Annotated in this window: 14 protein-coding genes; 9 read left to right on the top strand and 5 right to left on the bottom strand. The window is 62.2% G+C overall.

The window, feature by feature from the left end:
- Positions 1–149: 149 nt before the first annotated feature.
- From dnaG to K426_RS11805, 6 genes are all read left to right on the top strand, one after another.
- Complete coding sequence (dnaG, locus tag K426_RS11830; RefSeq protein WP_066557227.1) at positions 150–2048, top strand: DNA primase; 1899 nt, start codon at positions 150–152, stop codon at positions 2046–2048.
- A gap of 42 nt (positions 2049–2090) precedes the next feature.
- Complete coding sequence (gene rpoD, locus K426_RS11825) at positions 2091–4136, top strand: RNA polymerase sigma factor RpoD (RefSeq protein WP_066557224.1); 2046 nt, start codon at positions 2091–2093, stop codon at positions 4134–4136.
- Positions 4137–4378: 242 nt separating this feature from the next.
- Positions 4379–5077: a DUF6975 family protein gene (locus K426_RS11820; protein WP_066561705.1), complete on the top strand. Its 699-nt coding sequence runs from the start codon at positions 4379–4381 to the stop codon at positions 5075–5077.
- Positions 5078–5144: 67 nt separating this feature from the next.
- Positions 5145–5990 (top strand): AAA family ATPase, encoded by an 846-nt coding sequence (locus K426_RS11815; RefSeq protein WP_066561703.1) that lies wholly within the window; start codon positions 5145–5147, stop codon positions 5988–5990.
- A 4-nt stretch (positions 5991–5994) separates the two neighbouring features.
- Positions 5995–6408: a GFA family protein gene (locus tag K426_RS11810; protein WP_066557221.1), complete on the top strand. Its 414-nt coding sequence runs from the start codon at positions 5995–5997 to the stop codon at positions 6406–6408.
- Positions 6409–6501: 93 nt separating this feature from the next.
- Entirely contained in the window at positions 6502–7530 is a 1029-nt protein-coding gene (locus tag K426_RS11805; protein WP_066561701.1) for a hypothetical protein, read from the top strand.
- A 3-nt stretch (positions 7531–7533) separates the two neighbouring features.
- Here K426_RS11805 and K426_RS11800 read toward each other — a convergent pair whose 3' ends face one another.
- A complete protein-coding gene (locus K426_RS11800) occupies positions 7534–8898 on the bottom strand; it encodes a methyl-accepting chemotaxis protein (RefSeq protein WP_197672707.1) in 1365 nt (454 codons plus the stop codon).
- Between the two features lie 139 nt (positions 8899–9037).
- Here K426_RS11800 and K426_RS11795 point away from each other — a divergent pair, with 139 nt between their 5' ends.
- Positions 9038–10213 carry a vWA domain-containing protein gene (locus tag K426_RS11795; protein WP_066557215.1) on the top strand — a complete coding sequence of 392 codons (1176 nt, stop codon included), beginning with the start codon at positions 9038–9040 and terminating at the stop codon, positions 10211–10213.
- A gap of 22 nt (positions 10214–10235) precedes the next feature.
- On the opposite strand, the gene K426_RS11790 is transcribed toward K426_RS11795, so the two are convergent.
- The 3 genes from K426_RS11790 to K426_RS11775 all read right to left on the bottom strand — a co-directional run bounded on the left by K426_RS11790 (position 10236) and on the right by K426_RS11775 (position 13013).
- Positions 10236–11063, bottom strand: coding sequence for a transporter (locus tag K426_RS11790; RefSeq protein WP_066561700.1), 828 nt, complete (start codon positions 11061–11063; stop codon positions 10236–10238).
- A gap of 75 nt (positions 11064–11138) precedes the next feature.
- Positions 11139–11489, bottom strand: a complete 351-nt coding sequence (locus tag K426_RS11785) for a hypothetical protein (RefSeq protein ID WP_066557213.1) — start codon at positions 11487–11489, stop codon at positions 11139–11141.
- Positions 11490–11924: 435 nt separating this feature from the next.
- Positions 11925–13013 carry an anhydro-N-acetylmuramic acid kinase gene (locus K426_RS11775; protein WP_066557207.1) on the bottom strand — a complete coding sequence of 363 codons (1089 nt, stop codon included), beginning with the start codon at positions 13011–13013 and terminating at the stop codon, positions 11925–11927.
- Between the two features lie 117 nt (positions 13014–13130).
- Here K426_RS11775 and tyrS point away from each other — a divergent pair, with 117 nt between their 5' ends.
- Both tyrS and K426_RS11765 read left to right on the top strand, forming a co-directional pair.
- A complete protein-coding gene (gene tyrS, locus K426_RS11770; protein ID WP_066557205.1) occupies positions 13131–14348 on the top strand; it encodes a tyrosine--tRNA ligase in 1218 nt (405 codons plus the stop codon).
- 76 nt (positions 14349–14424) lie between these two features.
- The gene (locus tag K426_RS11765) at positions 14425–14778 is read left to right on the top strand and encodes a PilZ domain-containing protein (RefSeq protein ID WP_066557202.1); all 354 of its coding nucleotides are present in this window, start codon (positions 14425–14427) and stop codon (positions 14776–14778) included.
- Here the strand turns inward: K426_RS11765 and K426_RS11760 are convergent.
- Entirely contained in the window at positions 14750–15841 is a 1092-nt protein-coding gene (locus tag K426_RS11760) for a mechanosensitive ion channel family protein (protein WP_066557200.1), read from the bottom strand. The genes K426_RS11765 and K426_RS11760 overlap by 29 nt on opposite strands.
- Positions 15842–15982: the final 141 nt, after the last annotated feature.

Genomic DNA, 15982 nt, shown 5'->3' with positions numbered 1-15982 from the left:
CGGATGATGGCGTTCTGGACCTACATGCTGCGATGCTCGGACGGGCGCTATCATACCGGGCATGCGGGCAATCTGGAGTATCGGATCGGGCAGCTCGAAACGAACGGGTGTGGAAGAAATGGACCCGCGCATGAGGATATGCAGCAAGGATGAGCCTATCCCCCGCCTTTCTCGATGAGTTGCGCGCCCGGACATCGCTCTCCACCCTGATCGGGCGGACGGTGAAGGTGCAGAAGGCGGGCCGCGAGTATAAGGCCTGCTGCCCCTTCCATAATGAGAAGACGCCCAGCTTCACCATCAACGACGAGAAGGGCTTTTATCATTGCTTCGGCTGCGGTGCGCATGGGGATGCGATCCGCTGGATGACCGATCAGCGCGGCCTGCCCTTCATGGAGGCCGTGAAGGAACTGGCGCAGACGGCGGGGATGGAGGTCCCTGCCCCCGATCCTCGCGCGGCAAAGCGAGCGGAGCAGGCCAAGGGGCTGCACGACGTCATGGCGGCGGCGCAAAGCTTTTTCGAGGAGCAGCTAGGCGGGATCGAGGGCGCGGAGGCGCGGGCCTATCTCCAGAAGCGGGGGATGAGCGCGACGATCGTCAAAAGTTTTGGCTTCGGCTTTTCGCCTGACGGACGCGGGCGGCTCAAGGCCGCGCTCAAGGATTTTGGCGAACCTTTGCTGATCGAAGCCGGGTTGCTGATCGATCCTGATGGAGCCGAGCCGGACGACGGCAAAATCAAAAAGCGCGACAGCTATGATCGCTTCCGGGGTCGGCTGATGCTGCCGATCCGGGACATTAGGGGCCGCGTCATTGCCTTTGGCGGGCGCATCCTTGGCGCGGGCGAACCCAAATATCTGAACTCGCCCGACACCCCGCTCTTCGACAAGGGGCGGACGCTATACAATATCGACCGCGCCTCACCGGCCAGTCGCCAGACGGGACGGATCATCGTCGTCGAAGGCTATATGGACGTGATCGCGCTGGCGCAGGCGGGTTTTGGCGAGGCGGTGGCCCCAATGGGGACAGCGCTGACCGAGCATCAGATCGAGCGGCTGTGGAAAATGGCCGACGTGCCGATCCTTTGTTTCGACGGCGATTCGGCGGGGCAGAAGGCGGCGATCCGGGCAGCGACGCGTGCCCTGCCCATGCTGCAACCGGGGATGAGCCTGGCCTTCGCGACCTTGCCGGGCGGACAGGACCCCGACGACCTGATCCGTGCCGAGGGATCTGCGGCCATGGAGGCCGTGCTGAGCGCGGCCGAGCCGTTGGTCGAACGTCTGTGGAAATATGAGAAAGCGGCGGCCCCACTCGACACGCCGGAACAGAAGGCCGCGCTCAAGCAGCGGCTCTCCGCCATCACCGACGCCATCGCGCATCCCGATGTGCGGGCGCATTATATTCATGCCTTTCGCGAGCGTTACGATGCGTTGTTCTTTGCGCGGGCGCCTTTTCAACCCCGGCATCAACGTGGTGGTGGCGCGCGCTCCGGCTGGCAACGGGATCGGCGGGGCAATTGGAAGCCACCTCTTCCACCCGCCGGAAACGAGGCTCGGGCGATCGGCGCAAGCGGCATGGAACAAAGGCTTTTGCGCGCCGTTCTCGCCAGTCTGCTGCGGCATCCGGAGCAGATCGCGCTGCATCGGGAAATGCTTTCAGGCTTGCGAATCGCTGACGCTGCCCTGGCGGAATTGCTGAACGTGATGATCGCGGCCTCATTCGGCAAAGAAACAGTTGAAACCGGTGGCCTCCTTACCATATTGGGGCAAGGTGAAGTGTATAATATGGCGAAGGGGATGCTTCGGGCCGACACGTTCACATTCACCCCCCACAGAAGCAAGACCGACTCGGATCGCGTGCAGCGCGATCTGGATGAGGTCATTGGGGAAATTGCGTTAGGGCCGGAGCTCGAATTGAATTTGGCTGAAGCCACCCGGCGGCTGATGGAAGATGTGAACGAAGAGAATCTGACTGCTCAACAGCAGGCTCTGAGCGCTCATCGGAACCATCTGGCTCGCATAGCGGAACTGGCGCAGCCCGAAGATATTGTTTGATTAGATCGCCCCTTTTCGGGTCGACGCAGTTAAGGCGAATAAATGGCGAGCAAGGCGAACAGCAAGGGTGCGGGCGAGGAACAGGATACCGGCGATGCGCCGCTGCTGGATCTGAATGAAGCGTCGGTAAAGAAGCTGATCGCCCGCGCCAAGAAGCGCGGCTACATCACCTATGACGAGCTGAACGACGCCCTGCCGCAGGATCAGATGTCCTCCGAGCAGATCGAGGACATCATGTCCGCGCTCAATGAAATGGGCGTGAACATCGTCGAGAATGAGGAAGCCAGCGAGGATGGCGACGACAGCCGAGACGACAGCGATGACGACAGCAGCGATGACAGCGCCGAAGACGATGGCTCGCCGCGTCCGGTAGCCGAGAAAAAGAAAGAGACCGTCGATCGCACCGATGACCCGGTGCGCATGTATCTGCGCGAAATGGGCGCGGTGGAGCTGCTCAGCCGTGAGGGCGAAATCGCCATCGCCAAGCGGATCGAGGCCGGCCGCGACACCATGATCCTGGGGCTATGCGAAAGCCCGACGACGTTCAACGCGATCATCGAATGGTCGACCGCGCTCAACAATGGCGAGATGCAGTTGCGCGAGATACTCGATCTCGACGCGATGCTGTCCAAGGATCCGGCTCCGGAAAATCTGGAGGAAGGCGCCGAGGACGATGATGGCGAAATCAGCGAGAAGACCGCTGGCCCCAGCTTCAAGGAAGAGGAAGAGCCGGAAGAAGAATCCGCCGACGCCGATGAGGATGAGGACGGCCTGACCGAACGCCGCACGCGCCGGGTGGAAGAGGAAGAAGAGGAGGACAACACCCTCTCCCTCGCCCAGATGGAAGAGACTCTGAAGCCCATGGCTCTGGAGAAGTTCGCGACCATCACCGAGATTTTCCGCGCCTTCTCCAACGCGCAGGAAACGCGCATGATTGCCATGGCGATCGGCGAAACGCTGAGCCAGAAGGAAGAGGACGATTATCAGGAACTGCGCGAGCAACTAACCGCCGAGGTCGAGAGCGTCCAGTTCCACCAGCAGAAGATCGAATATCTGGTCGACCAGCTCTATGCCTATAACCGCCGCCTGACCGCGCTGGGCGGGCAGATGCTGCGCCTGGCCGAGCGCCACAAGGTCAGCCGCAAGGACTTCCTCGACCGCTATGTGAACCATGAGCTGGATGACGGCTGGATGGACAGGGTGTCGGGGCTCGACAAGAAATGGGCCGCCTTTGCCGCCGCCGAGGGCCGCGCGGTGGAGCGTATCCGCACCGAGGTCAGCGAGATCGCGCAGGCGACCGGCATGTCCTTGAGCGAATTCCGCCGCATCGTGAACATGGTGCAGAAGGGCGAGCGCGAGGCGCGCATCGCGAAGAAGGAAATGGTCGAGGCGAACCTGCGTCTCGTGATTTCCATCGCTAAAAAATATACGAACCGTGGCCTGCAATTCCTTGATCTTATTCAGGAAGGCAATATCGGCCTGATGAAAGCGGTCGATAAGTTCGAATATCGCCGCGGCTACAAATTCAGCACCTACGCGACCTGGTGGATCAGACAGGCGATCACCCGCTCGATCGCGGATCAGGCGCGGACCATCCGTATCCCGGTCCATATGATCGAGACAATCAACAAGCTGGTTCGCACCAGCCGCCAGTTCCTGCACGAGCAGGGCCGCGAGCCGACTCCGGAGGAAATGGCCGAGCGCCTGTCCATGCCGCTGGAGAAGGTGCGCAAGGTGATGAAGATCGCCAAGGAGCCGATCTCCCTCGAAACCCCGATCGGTGACGAGGAAGATTCGCATCTGGGCGATTTCATCGAGGACAAGAATGCCATCATCCCGGTCGATGCCGCGATTCAGGCGAATCTCAAGGAAACCGTCACCCGCGTGCTCGCCTCGCTGACGCCGCGTGAGGAACGCGTGCTGCGCATGCGTTTCGGCATCGGCATGAACACCGACCATACGCTGGAGGAAGTCGGCCAGCAGTTCAGCGTGACCCGTGAACGCATCCGCCAGATCGAGGCGAAGGCACTGCGCAAGCTCAAGCATCCCAGCCGCAGCCGCAAGATGCGCAGCTTCCTCGACCAATAGAGGCGCTTTGACAGGCGAAGGCGCCTCGGCAGGCCGGGGCTTCTACGGGTAAGGGCGCCTCGGCAGGCCGAGGCTTCTACGGGTAAGGGCGCCTCGGCAGGCCGAGGCTAAGGCGCGGTAAAATGATCAAAAAGGGCGGTTTTCGGGCCGCCCTTTTTTCTTGGCGTAAACTCCTCTTTTACCTCGTCTCTCTAGGGTCGTTCCGATGATGCCTCGCCAGCACCGGGGCCCAGGGGAAGATGATGAGCGAAGCAGCACCGCGCTATCAATTTGGCAATGTATCGCAGATTTTGGAGGCCGTCGTGGCCGCCGATGGCACCGCCGGCCACGGCTATGCCAGCGGCGCCCGCGCAAGCTTCGGGCCGAATGCGACGCTCTCACTGCCCGATCTGGCGGACGGAGCCTATTATCTTTGCCTGCTCCATGGCCGGCATCCAGGCGTCATCGACCATGCCGCCACGCGATCGGCCGACAATGCTGCGCGCGGCTGGCTGATCCAGGCGGCGGATGCCTTTGCGCGGGAACGAGCCTATCTGACGCAGGTGACGGTCGCGGTCGGCCCCGCCCCCAGCACCGCAGGACAGAGCGATTGCGAAACGGTCGTCAGCCAGCAGCGCCACGCGCTCGACATGCTGGCACAATCGGACCGTCGCGGCTGCGCCATGGGCGCGGCGATCGCGCTGGTTCTCGATTGGCGGGCCGTGCGCCACATTCTGGATATCGCCGCGATCCGCGTCGGACTGGAACCCCATGTCTGCGACCTGCCGGACCGCGCAGCGACGCTGGAGGTTGCCCGGGAAATCGGCGGGGATGATGCGATCGATCGCGCCATCCTGTTCGGCGCGCGCCAATTGCTCAACCAGCATCGCGGGCTTTGGGATGTGCTTCAAGCCCGCGCAAAGATCCGCACCGGCAAAGACCAAGTCTTGAATCGCGCATAAAGGCTTTGCGCTCCATCCCTGCTTTGCCATAGTTGGGCCAGTGCAGGCAGGATGAGTGAACAAGAATATGCGGTTTGAAGGCACGCAGGATTATGTCGCCACCGATGATCTGAAGGTGGCCGTCAACGCTGCGGTGTTGCTTCGCCGCCCCTTATTAGTGAAGGGTGAACCGGGCACCGGCAAGACCGTGCTGGCACAGGAAATCGCCACGGCGCTCAATGCCCCGCTGATCGAATGGAACGTGAAGTCGACGACCAAGGCGCATCAGGGACTGTATGAATATGATGCCGTGGCCCGGTTGCGCGACGGCCAGCTTGGCGATCCACGCGTCCATGAGATCGGCAATTATATCCGCAAGGGCAAGCTGTGGGAGGCCTTCACTTCCCCGACCTTGCCGGTGCTGCTGATCGACGAGATCGACAAGGCTGATATCGAATTTCCCAACGATCTGTTGCAGGAACTCGATCGCATGGCCTTCCATGTCTATGAGACGGGCGAGACGGTGGCGGCGCAGGAACGGCCGGTCGTCGTCATCACCTCCAATAACGAGAAGGAACTGCCGGACGCCTTCCTGCGCCGCTGTTTCTTCCACTATATCAAATTCCCCGACCGGGAGACGATGCAGGCAATCATCGACGTGCATTTCCCCGGCATCCAGAAAATCCTGGTCAACCGCGCGCTGGAGATTTTCTACGAAATCCGGGAGGTTCCGGGCCTCAAGAAAAAACCCTCGACCAGCGAACTGCTCGACTGGCTGAAGCTGATCCTGGCCGAGGACATGCCGCTCGACGTGTTGCAGGATCGTGATCCCACCAAGGCGATCCCGCCGCTCCATGGTGCGTTGCTCAAGAACGAGCAGGACGTCATGATGTTCGAACGGCTCGCCTTCATGGCGCGCAGACAGGGGCGCTGAGACCATGGCGCATGGTGCGGGTTGCCTGTGCGGACAGGTCCGGATCAGCATCGACGCGGAACCCATGGCGGCGCGCATGTGCTGGTGCCGGCTCTGCCAATATCTGGGCGGCGGGTCGGGGACGGTGAATGTCTGCTTCCCCTCCGACAAAGTGGCGACCACGGGTGAGGTGCGCTGGCATCACGCCGTCGCGGACAGCGGCAATGCGATGCGGCGCGGTTTCTGTCCTGCATGCGGCACGCCTCTGTTCAGCCTGGCCGAATCGCGTCCGCACCTGACCTTCATCCGGGCCGGAGCGCTGGACGATCCCGATCTTCTGGCCCCTCAGGCGGTCATCTGGACCGATGCGGCCCCCGCTTGGGCGCATCTGGACCCGGATCTGCCCCATTATCCGGCACAAATTCCGCCGGTCGCCTAAAAGCCCGCTTGCGCAGGCTCTGCATTTCGGCTCAATCTTCCTCCTGACATTCAAAGCCGCGAAAAGACGGTAAAGAATAAGGGAAGGATGCCAATGCCCAAGCGTGCGTTGTCCTTTTTATCGGCGGTGCTGGCCTTGTCAGCGCCTGCGCTCGTGCGCGCCGCCGAGGAACGGGAAGCCTGGACACCGACTGCCACAACCCTGCGCGCCGATGCCGCCGGAATCAGCATGCCGCAAAGCGTGGCAGGCCTGTCGCTATCCAAGAGCGGGGAGGTTTCCAACGGCGGCAAGGGCATCGACAATTACGCCCAATATCTGTCGGATGATGGCGCGATTCAGGCGACGCTCTATGTTTATCTGCCGAGCTATGCCGACGCCTCCCTCGCCGCCTATATGACGGACAAGGCGGTGATGGAGCGTTTCGGCGCCAGGACGCATCGCACCGCTTATGCAGCCGTGGCTGTGGCGGGCCATGCCGATGGCGCGATCCGCGCCGTTTATGACGATGCGGCGGACGGCGCGCTCACCACAGCGGCGGCTTTCCTGCATGCGGGGCACTGGGTGGTGAAGATGCGCGTTACCGGACCAGCGGAGCGCCGTAAGGAAGTGCTGGCCGGGCTGGATGGCATGCTGGCCGGCCTTCGCTTTGACGACCCGGCCTCCCTCCATGCGACAAAGCCGGCGCGACTGGCTGCCTGCCCGGCCAATGACGGCGGGGACGCGCGCCTCACCACGCAAACGGTAGCTGAGCCAGCCGATATTTCCCTGCCGCGTGAAGGGCGGGAACCGCTCTGCGTGCGGGGCAAGGTCGATACGGCTGACGGCAGCTACGACATTCTTCAGCAGGCGGACGCCGCCAACGGCGCGATCATCGTCCCGGTAGACGATGCAGGCACTGTAGTGGCGTTCGACCCGGCGAAAGCCGGCCAAGGTTATCAACTTTCGATCCATTCGGTGGGTCAAACCGACCTTTACGGCATCTATGACAAGGTGCCGAGCGCTCGTCAGATTGCGCAGATATTGGATGGAAAGGATCCCCAGACCGCCCAGGCCGGAGCAACTGCCGATTATGCCGCCAATGGCGAGATTACGATGCGGACGGCGGACGCGAAGCTGCGCTAGAATTTAAATGAGATAGCCGACTTCATAAAGGCCCCAGCGCCGACCGCCGAACATCAGCGGCACGAACACGCTGCGCAGCGCACGATAGCGTCCTTCGCCCAGATCCTGCCGGTAGGTGAACAGGAAGAAGTCCCCTTCCCCATCCAATGCGCGGCGGGTCTGGCTGTCCATGAATATCTGGCGGTTGCGCGCATGTTCCATGTTCCAGCGCGTCTGGCCGGCCCGCTGCGGCTGGCTGCGCGCACTGATATGGGTGGGCAGATAGCCGTTCATGTCGATCAGGCAGCAGCCGACGATCGCGCTGTCCTGCGCCGTCCGCCGGTCGAGCAAGCGCCGCACGAAGCGGTCAGCAAAGGCGGTGAAGCCATTTTCATATTGCGCCGGTTCGGAACCGGGAAGCGGCCGATAGGCGGTATCGAACAGGCGGGCCATGTCCAATTGCCCCTCGGCCAGCGCCTGTTCGATCAGCGCCTGCATCTCTTCGGCGCCCTCTTCGGCCATGGCGATATAGCGGCTGTTGCGCGTGACATGACCACTGTGCGCGGCGGTGTTGAGCATCGCATTCGCCATCCCCTCCAGACCTTCCAGATGGCTGCGCGCGGTTTCGACGCGGGTGGCGCTTTCCGTCGAGGAACGGCTGAACCGGGCAAGGCCTTGCCGCAGCGCCGCCACATCGCTGTCGGCCTCATCCGTGCAGGTGACGATCGTGTCGGACCGTGCCCCGAACTGCGTCACAAGAGAGGCGATTTCGGCCATGCTGATCCGCAAGGTGTCGATATGGGAACCGACATCGCGACCACGCAGGATATTGGCCTCCACCCCTCCGATCAGTTGGCGCGCGTCACGGTCGAGCTGGCCCAGCTTGTCTCCGACGGACGCGGCGGACTCGCCCGCCTGTCCCGCCAGCCGTCGGATTTCATCCGCCACCACGGCGAACCCCAGGGTCGCCTCCCCACCCCGCGCCGCCTCGATCGCCGCATTGACGCCCAGCAGCCGGGTCTGGCGCGCAATGGCGCCGAGTTGATCGGAAATATCGCCCACCGTTTCGATGACATCCAGAAACTGGCGCAAATGCCCTTCCAGTCCCGTCACATTCTCGATGAGTTCCGTGATCTGCCCCAGCGAACGCCCAATGGTTTCGTGCCCCTGGGCGATGATGGTTCCGGCGCGACGAGCGGTGAGGCTGAGTTCCTGCGCCGCCAGCACGCTTTCATTCTGGCTGACGGCCAGCGTTTCCATGGTCGATTGCAATTCTCCCAGATGCGCGGAATCGGCCTGGATGCGACGCGTAAGCTCCCCCAGGAAGCCCGCCGTTTCGCTGCATTGCAATGCGATGTCGCCCGATCGTTCCCCTAGGTCGGTCAACAAATCCCCGTTTTCCAATGATCGCTGCCCTATTCCGCTCGATATGGATACTGCCTTGTTAACGATGCATTGCAACACTTAACATTCCGACAACGCGGCAGAGCTTGCATCGCTGACCAAGCTGGCAGACAAGAGCGCCGTCATGATGCTCAACTTTCTCGACGCGCTGCGTGCTGCCGGCATCCCCGCTAGCATCAAGGAACATCTGCTGCTGCTGGAGGCGCTGGATCGCGATGTGATCGGGCAGCGGCCGGAGGATTTCTATTATCTCGCCCGCGCCACCTATGTGAAGGATGAGGGGCTGATCGACCGCTTCGATCAGGTGTTCGCCCGCGTGTTCAAGGGCGTGCTGGGCACGGAGGGCGTCGAAGCGGAAATCCCGGAGGAATGGCTGCGCCTGGTCGCGGAGAAATTCCTCAGCCCCGAGGAGATGGAGAAGATCAAGTCGCTGGGAAGCTGGGACGAGATTATGGAAACGCTGAAGAAGCGGCTGGAGGAGCAGAAGGAGCGCCATCAGGGCGGCAACAAGTGGATCGGCACCGGCGGCACATCCCCCTTCGGCCATGGCGGCTATAATCCCGAAGGCGTGCGGATCGGCGGCGAAAGCAAGCACAAGCGCGCCATCAAGGTGTGGGAAAAGCGCGAATTCGCCAATCTGGACAATCAGAAGGAGCTGGGCACCCGCAACATCAAGGTGGCGCTGCGGCGGCTGCGGCGCTTTGCGCGGGAGGGCGCGGCCGACGAGCTGGACCTGGACGAGACGATCCGGGGCACGGCGCGGCAGGGCTGGCTCGACATCCGCATGCGGCCCGAACGGCACAATGCGGTGAAGCTGCTGCTGTTCCTGGATGTCGGCGGGTCGATGGACCCGTTCATCACGCTCTGCGAGGAACTGTTCTCGGCGGCGACCAGCGAATTCAAGAATATGGAGTTCTTCTACTTCCATAACTGCCTCTACGAAGGCGTGTGGAAGGACAATAAGCGGCGCTTTTCGGAACGAACGCCGACCTGGGACATCCTCCACAAATATGGGCATGATTATAAGGTGATCTTCGTCGGGGACGCGGCGATGAGTCCTTATGAGATCAGCCATCCCGGCGGATCGGTCGAACATATGAACGAGGAACCGGGCGCGACATGGTTGAGCCGTGTGCTACACACCTATCCCGCCGCGGTCTGGCTGAACCCCGCGCAGGAGGCGCATTGGGGCTATAGCCAGTCGACGAAGATCATCCGCGAGATCATGAACGGGCGCATGTATCCGCTCACGATCGAGGGGATTGACGACGCGATGCGGGAGCTGACCCGGAAGCGGTAAGCTTTACCGGCTGGCAGCAGGATCAGAATTTCACGCTGACCATGGAGCCCAGGCCATAGTCGGCGGCGCCTTTGCTGAGGCCGCCGGTGCCATAGAGGGTGAAGATCAGCTTTTCCGCGACCGGCGTGCTGAAGGCGCCGAACAGTTCCCGGCTGTCGCGGGCAAGGTCGCTGGTGGATTCACGATAGTCGTAGGAGACGATCAGCGCCGACTTGCCCAGCATCACGCTTGCGCCGCCCGATGCTGTCCAGGCGTTGTGCAGATTGAAGCCCGAAGGGTCGCCGGGCATGCGATAGCCCACATTGGCAAAGGGCGTGACGATGCCGAAGCTTTTGGAGATTTCCGCCGCGACCGTCACATCCGTCTTGCCGGTCCCCAGCGCCTTGGAGCGCGAGGCGGTGGGGAGCTTGACGCGGGCTGAGAGGTCTAGACCGAAACCGAGTTGTTCCTCCGGAATCTGGTAGCCGACGCCCAATGTCAGGTCGCCAAGGCCGCTGCGAGTGGTGCGGGGGGCGTTCGGATCGATGATGACGCCGCCCGATCCGCCGCCGACGATCGCGGACGATCCGTTGATGCGCAGCCATGGCAAGGTCGCGGTGAAGCGGAGCGGGCCGGTGCGATAACGCAGGCTCATCGGCACGACCCATATATGGGTGTCGGAGCCGGTGCCGTAATCGCCGCTGCTATAGTCGACGCCAGTGATCGCGGTGAGACTGCCGCCTGTAGATAAGGCTGTGGACGGCTCTTCGGCCTGCATGGTTTGCGGGCCGCTTTGCGCCGCGATTTGTGCCGGCGCGGGCGCGGCAGCCATGGCCATGCCGGCAGCGACCAGCTTCATGGTCCCCTTCATCGATTTCCCCTCCATATGCCAAGCAGGGCGAGCCTTTGATGGGCCCGCCCTCCACTCTTCATGCTTGGGATGCGATCAACTGCCGCGGGTCGAACGCGCGGTTTCCTTGACCGACGTGGCCGTTTCGCGGGCAGCGCTCGCGTTGGCGCGGGCATCCTGCGCAGCGCTGCGGGTTTCAGCAGCCGAGGAGCGCGCTTCGGTCGACGCGGTACGCGCATCCTGCGCCGCCCTCGTGGCGCTCTGCACATCCTGCAGCGTGCCTTTGACATTGGCGTCCTGCAAGGTGCCTTTCACATTGGCATCTTGCAGCGTTCCCTTCACATTGCTGTCCTGCAGGGTTCCCTTGACGCCGCTATCCTGCGCCTGTGCGCCCGTAGCGGCGGTCAGGACGGCAAGGCCGATGAGGGGAAGGGTAAATCTGGTCACTGCGACTCTCCTATGTTGTGACACCCCCGGGCGCTTCCGGTTCGAAGGCCCGCCCTGTATGTTGCTGATTTCTTTCCGGCGTGGAATCGATCGAAAGAATTAGTTTCGGGAAAATCGAAATGACCATGCGCCGATGAAGCTTTATCGACCGAAATTCATCATGTTTTTCGGCAGGATAGAAGAATGGGCTGATACTGTCCTGAGGTTCGCTCTCTCGGATTATCAGATGATATGTGCAAAATGGGCGACAAAGGGCGTGTGGATTGGCGGGAATGGGTGGAAGGCGGACGCTTCCTGTTTTGTCATTCCCGCGAAGGCGGGAATCCATCTCCTGACCTAACCGCTTGATGCAACGCTGGGAGATGGATCCCCGCCTTCGCGGGGATGACGACCTTCGAAAATGTCCGGAAATGGCCAATTCGAGCCGTCGACAGGCTAAGCCGGTTCGAAGAGCACGCCGCCCGTCATGGGCTGCGGCGCGCCAGTCGTGCCGGGGAAGCTGATCGGCAGGCCTTTCAGATGACGGACGGCCATATAGGCAAAGCCTTGCGCTTCAAGGGCGTCGCCGTCCCAGCCCAGTTCGTCCACAGGGCGGACCTCCGTGCCGGTATAGGTCGCCAGCATCCGCATGAGCGTGGCGTTGTGGCGGCCACCGCCGGCGGCATAGATATGTTTCGGGCGTTCCGGCAGATGGCCGAGGGCTTTGGCGACGGCTGCGGCGGAAAAGGCCGTGAGGGTTGCCGCGCCGTCCTCCAGGGAGAGCGCGCGCATGGCTTCGATGGTGAAGGCTTCCCGGTCTATGCTTTTCGGAGGCGCGACGACGAACCAGGGGTCGGAGAGCATGGACGCCAGGCGCGCTTCGTCGATTTTGCCCCTGGCAGCCGCGGCGCCATTTTCATCGAAGCTGCGGTCGCTATGGGTCTGCATCCAATTGTCGATGAGGCCGCTCGCCATGCCGGTGTCGAAGGCGACGATCTCGCCGTCGGAGGCGATGGCGGTGATATTGGCGACTCCGCCTAGGTTCAGGACGGCGACCGGCTTGGGAAGATCATAGGCGAGAGCACGGTGATAGACCGGAAGCAGCGGAGCGCCCTGCCCTCCCGCGGCGACGTCGGCGCTGCGCAGGTCCGCGACAACGCGAATGCCGAACGCGCCTGCGAGGGCGGCGCCGTCCCCGATCTGCCAGGTCCAGCGGCGTTCGGGGCGGTGGGCGACGGTATGGCCGTGGAAGCCGATGACGGCGATGTCCTGCGTGACATGGCCGCTACGGGCGAGAAGGTCAGATACCGCCTCGACATGGAGTTCGGTCAATTCTTCCTCGACCGCGTGGATTAGGGGTTCGAAGCCGGGCTTTTCCATTGTCATGGCACGCTGACAGGCTTCGGCCAGGCGCATGCGGAAGCCGTCGCCATAGGGCATGGCGTGGAAGGCGATGCCTATGCTGGCGCCCTCTCCGTCGGTTTCGATCAGCGCGGCGTCTATGCCGTCGCGCGAGGTGCCCGACATCAGGCCTATTGCCAGCATGGGGTGACTGTCTGTCATGGCCTGTCCTGCTGCCCCTAAAATGCGGAGAATCAACTTTGGCGTGACTATCAACATAATGGTGACGATGACAAACCGCGATGCTAAGGGCGCCGCACTATGACCAGCTACTCATCCGATCTGCTCTGCCTGCTCGAAACGCGCGGCTACATTCATCAGTTGACCGATGCGGAGGGGCTGGACGCCCTGGCCGCCAAGCAGATCGTACCGGGCTATATCGGCTTCGATCCGACGGCGCCCTCGCTGCATGTCGGTCATCTGGTGTCGATCATGATGCTGCGGCAGTTGCAGAAGGCCGGGCACAAGCCGATCGTTCTGATGGGTGGCGGCACCGGCAAGATCGGTGATCCGAGCTTCAAGGACGAGGCGCGCAAGCTGCTGACCACCGATCTGATCGCGGAGAATGTCGCGAGCATCAAACGGGTGTTCGAGCGCTTCCTGACCTTCGGTAACGGGCCGACGGACGCGATCATGCTGGACAATGCCGAATGGCTGGACAAGTTGGAATATATCCCGTTCCTGCGGGATATCGGACAGCATTTCTCCGTGAACCGGATGTTGAGCTTCGATTCGGTGAAGCTGCGCCTGGATCGTGAGCAGTCGCTGAGTTTCCTCGAATTCAACTATATGATCCTTCAGGCCTATGACTTTCTGGAGCTGTCCCGGCGGTCGGCCTGCCGGTTGCAGATGGGCGGATCGGACCAGTGGGGCAATATCGTCAACGGCGTCGAACTGGCCCGGCGCGTGGACGGGACTCATGTGTTCGGCCTCACCACGCCGCTGCTGACCAACGCCGATGGGACCAAGATGGGCAAGACCGTAGGCGGCGCGGTCTGGCTCAACGAGGATCAGCTTTCCAACTATGATTATTGGCAGTTCTGGCGGAATACCGCCGATGCCGACGTCGCGAACCGGCTGAGGCTGTTCACCGACCTGCCGATGGATGAGGTGGAGCGGCTGGCTTCGCTTCAAGGGGCGGATATCAACGAGGCGAAGAAGATTTTGGCCAATGAGGCGACGGCGCTTTGCCGGGGTGCCGATGCGGCGGCCTTGGCGGCTGAGACGGCGCGACGGACCTTTGAGGAGGGCGCATCGGATGCCAATCTGCCGACCGTCAGCCTGGGGGCCGAGGGGCTGAATATCGTTCAGGGCACGACGGCGCTGGGCTTTGCCGCCTCCAACAAAGAAGTGCGGCGCAAGCTTTCCGAGGGCGCCATTCGCGTGAATGGCGAAGTGGTCAGCGATCCTGCTCTGGTGCTGAAACCCGGCGACAAGGTCAGCTTCGGCGCGAAGAAGCACGGGCTGGTAACCGCCTGAAATCAAAAGAGCGTATATGGCGCGTTAACCAGATGAGGTAAGGAAGGGGCTATCTTCCTTACCTTATCCTGCGGGCATGCCTTCGATGTTCGCAAGCCTCTCTCACCTGAACCAGTCGCGGGATCCTGCCGTCAACCAGCGACGCGCACAGCGCGATCTGGTCGATATGGTGAGCCATATCACGGCGCAGGGCCGGACCCATGGGACGCGGATCATCAATATCTCCGCGCTGGGACTGATGTGCCGGACCGAGGCGCAACTGGCGATCGGTGAGCGGGTGACGATATGGCTGCCGGTCGTGAAGGATCATGCCGGGGAAGTGCGCTGGGCCGAAGATGGCCGCATAGGCGTCGAGTTTCTGAAGAAGATCGAGCCGCACGTCTATGACGCGATGCTGTCCCTCATCCCGCCGCGGCAGACGGCCTGGTAACGGCTTCCGCAAACCCCTCCCCTGCTTCCAGACGCTGACGCGACCGGACCAGCGCTTGCGGCATGTGCGTGCGCAGGAAATTCATCATAGCTTCGCGCACTTCACAACGCAGGTCGAAGGCGGTGCCGGCGTTGCGCGCACTCAGCAAACCGCGTAGCTCCAGCGCGTCGGCGCGGTGGTCGGTCACTTGCAGGATCGCGACGCGGCCGTCCCAGCGGCTGTTTGACCGGACCGCTTCGATGAATTTGGCGCGGATCGGCTCTATGTCCGTGGCGGGATCGACATAAAGAAAGACAGTGCCGAGTAGGTCCGACGTCCTGGTCGTCCAGTTCTGGAAAGGCTTTTCCAGGAAATAGGAGACGGGAACGATCAGGCGGCGGTCGTCCCAGATGCGGATCACGACATAGGTGAGCTTTATGTCCTCCACCCTGCCCCATTCGCCCTCCACGATCAGCACGTCATCCAGGCGGATGGGTTCGGAAAAGGCCATCTGGATACCGGCGATCAGGTTCTTGAGCGCGGGTTGGGCGGCTGCGCCTACCGCGAGGCCCGCAAGGCCTGCCGACGCCATAAGGGTGACGCCGATGCTGCGAACGCCGGGAATGGCGATCAGCATCAGCGAGAGGATGAGGAAACCGATGATGCACTGCGCCACGCGATAGAGGATGCGGATGCGCGTGTGGTGGCGGCGGGCCTTGAGATTGTCCTCGACCGTGATGTCGCTGCGCCGTTCGAGGAAAATGCGGCCTGCGCGCATGGCCGCGAAGATTAGCCAGCCGTTGAGGAGGATGAACAGCATTTTCGAGCCGATCGACCAGATCGCCTCGACATTGGGACTGAAGGTCAGGGGCTGGATGCCTGCGGCGAGCGTCATCAGGACGATGATCCAGCGGGTCGGCTGGTAGATGGCCGGGAGGATGATCGGCTCTATGCGCATCCGGCGAAATATGCGGGTGGCTGTCCAGTAGGCGAGCCAGTGGAAGAGGAAGGCGGCGACCACCGACAGGGCGATGGAGATCGCCGCCATCGGCGTGATGTGGTGCAGGCTGATGTCCGATTGCATGATGCAAGCAACGGCTTGGCGGCGGGATGGTTTCGCGGTTGCAGCAATTGCGGGCCATGGGACTAGGTGAAACGTGCTCCTGCGAAGGCAGGAGTCCAGTTCGATCGGCAGGACTGGGCTCTTGCCTTCGCAGGAGCACAT

Origin of the sequence: Sphingobium sp. TKS (assembly GCF_001563265.1) — a bacterium.
Lineage (GTDB): Bacteria > Pseudomonadota > Alphaproteobacteria > Sphingomonadales > Sphingomonadaceae > Sphingobium.
Note: the sequence above shows the minus strand (reverse complement) of the source record. Positions and strands in the feature narration are given on the sequence as shown.

Excerpts from the sequence above, each read along its gene's own strand:
- rpoD (WP_066557224.1), top strand. The coding sequence starts at position 2,091 with ATGGCGAGCAAGGCGAACAGCAAGGGTGCGGGCGAGGAACAGGATACC.
- K426_RS11790 (WP_066561700.1), bottom strand. The coding sequence starts at position 11,063 with ATGAAGGGGACCATGAAGCTGGTCGCTGCCGGCATGGCCATGGCTGCC.
- tyrS (WP_066557205.1), top strand. The coding sequence starts at position 13,131 with ATGACCAGCTACTCATCCGATCTGCTCTGCCTGCTCGAAACGCGCGGC.
- K426_RS11810 (WP_066557221.1), top strand. The coding sequence starts at position 5,995 with ATGGCGCATGGTGCGGGTTGCCTGTGCGGACAGGTCCGGATCAGCATC.
- K426_RS11815 (WP_066561703.1), top strand. The coding sequence starts at position 5,145 with ATGCGGTTTGAAGGCACGCAGGATTATGTCGCCACCGATGATCTGAAG.
- K426_RS11765 (WP_066557202.1), top strand. The coding sequence starts at position 14,425 with ATGCCTTCGATGTTCGCAAGCCTCTCTCACCTGAACCAGTCGCGGGAT.
- K426_RS11760 (WP_066557200.1), bottom strand. The coding sequence starts at position 15,841 with ATGCAATCGGACATCAGCCTGCACCACATCACGCCGATGGCGGCGATC.
- dnaG (WP_066557227.1), top strand. The coding sequence starts at position 150 with ATGAGCCTATCCCCCGCCTTTCTCGATGAGTTGCGCGCCCGGACATCG.
- K426_RS11805 (WP_066561701.1), top strand. The coding sequence starts at position 6,502 with ATGCCCAAGCGTGCGTTGTCCTTTTTATCGGCGGTGCTGGCCTTGTCA.
- K426_RS11775 (WP_066557207.1), bottom strand. The coding sequence starts at position 13,013 with ATGCTGGCAATAGGCCTGATGTCGGGCACCTCGCGCGACGGCATAGAC.
- K426_RS11820 (WP_066561705.1), top strand. The coding sequence starts at position 4,379 with ATGAGCGAAGCAGCACCGCGCTATCAATTTGGCAATGTATCGCAGATT.
- K426_RS11795 (WP_066557215.1), top strand. The coding sequence starts at position 9,038 with ATGATGCTCAACTTTCTCGACGCGCTGCGTGCTGCCGGCATCCCCGCT.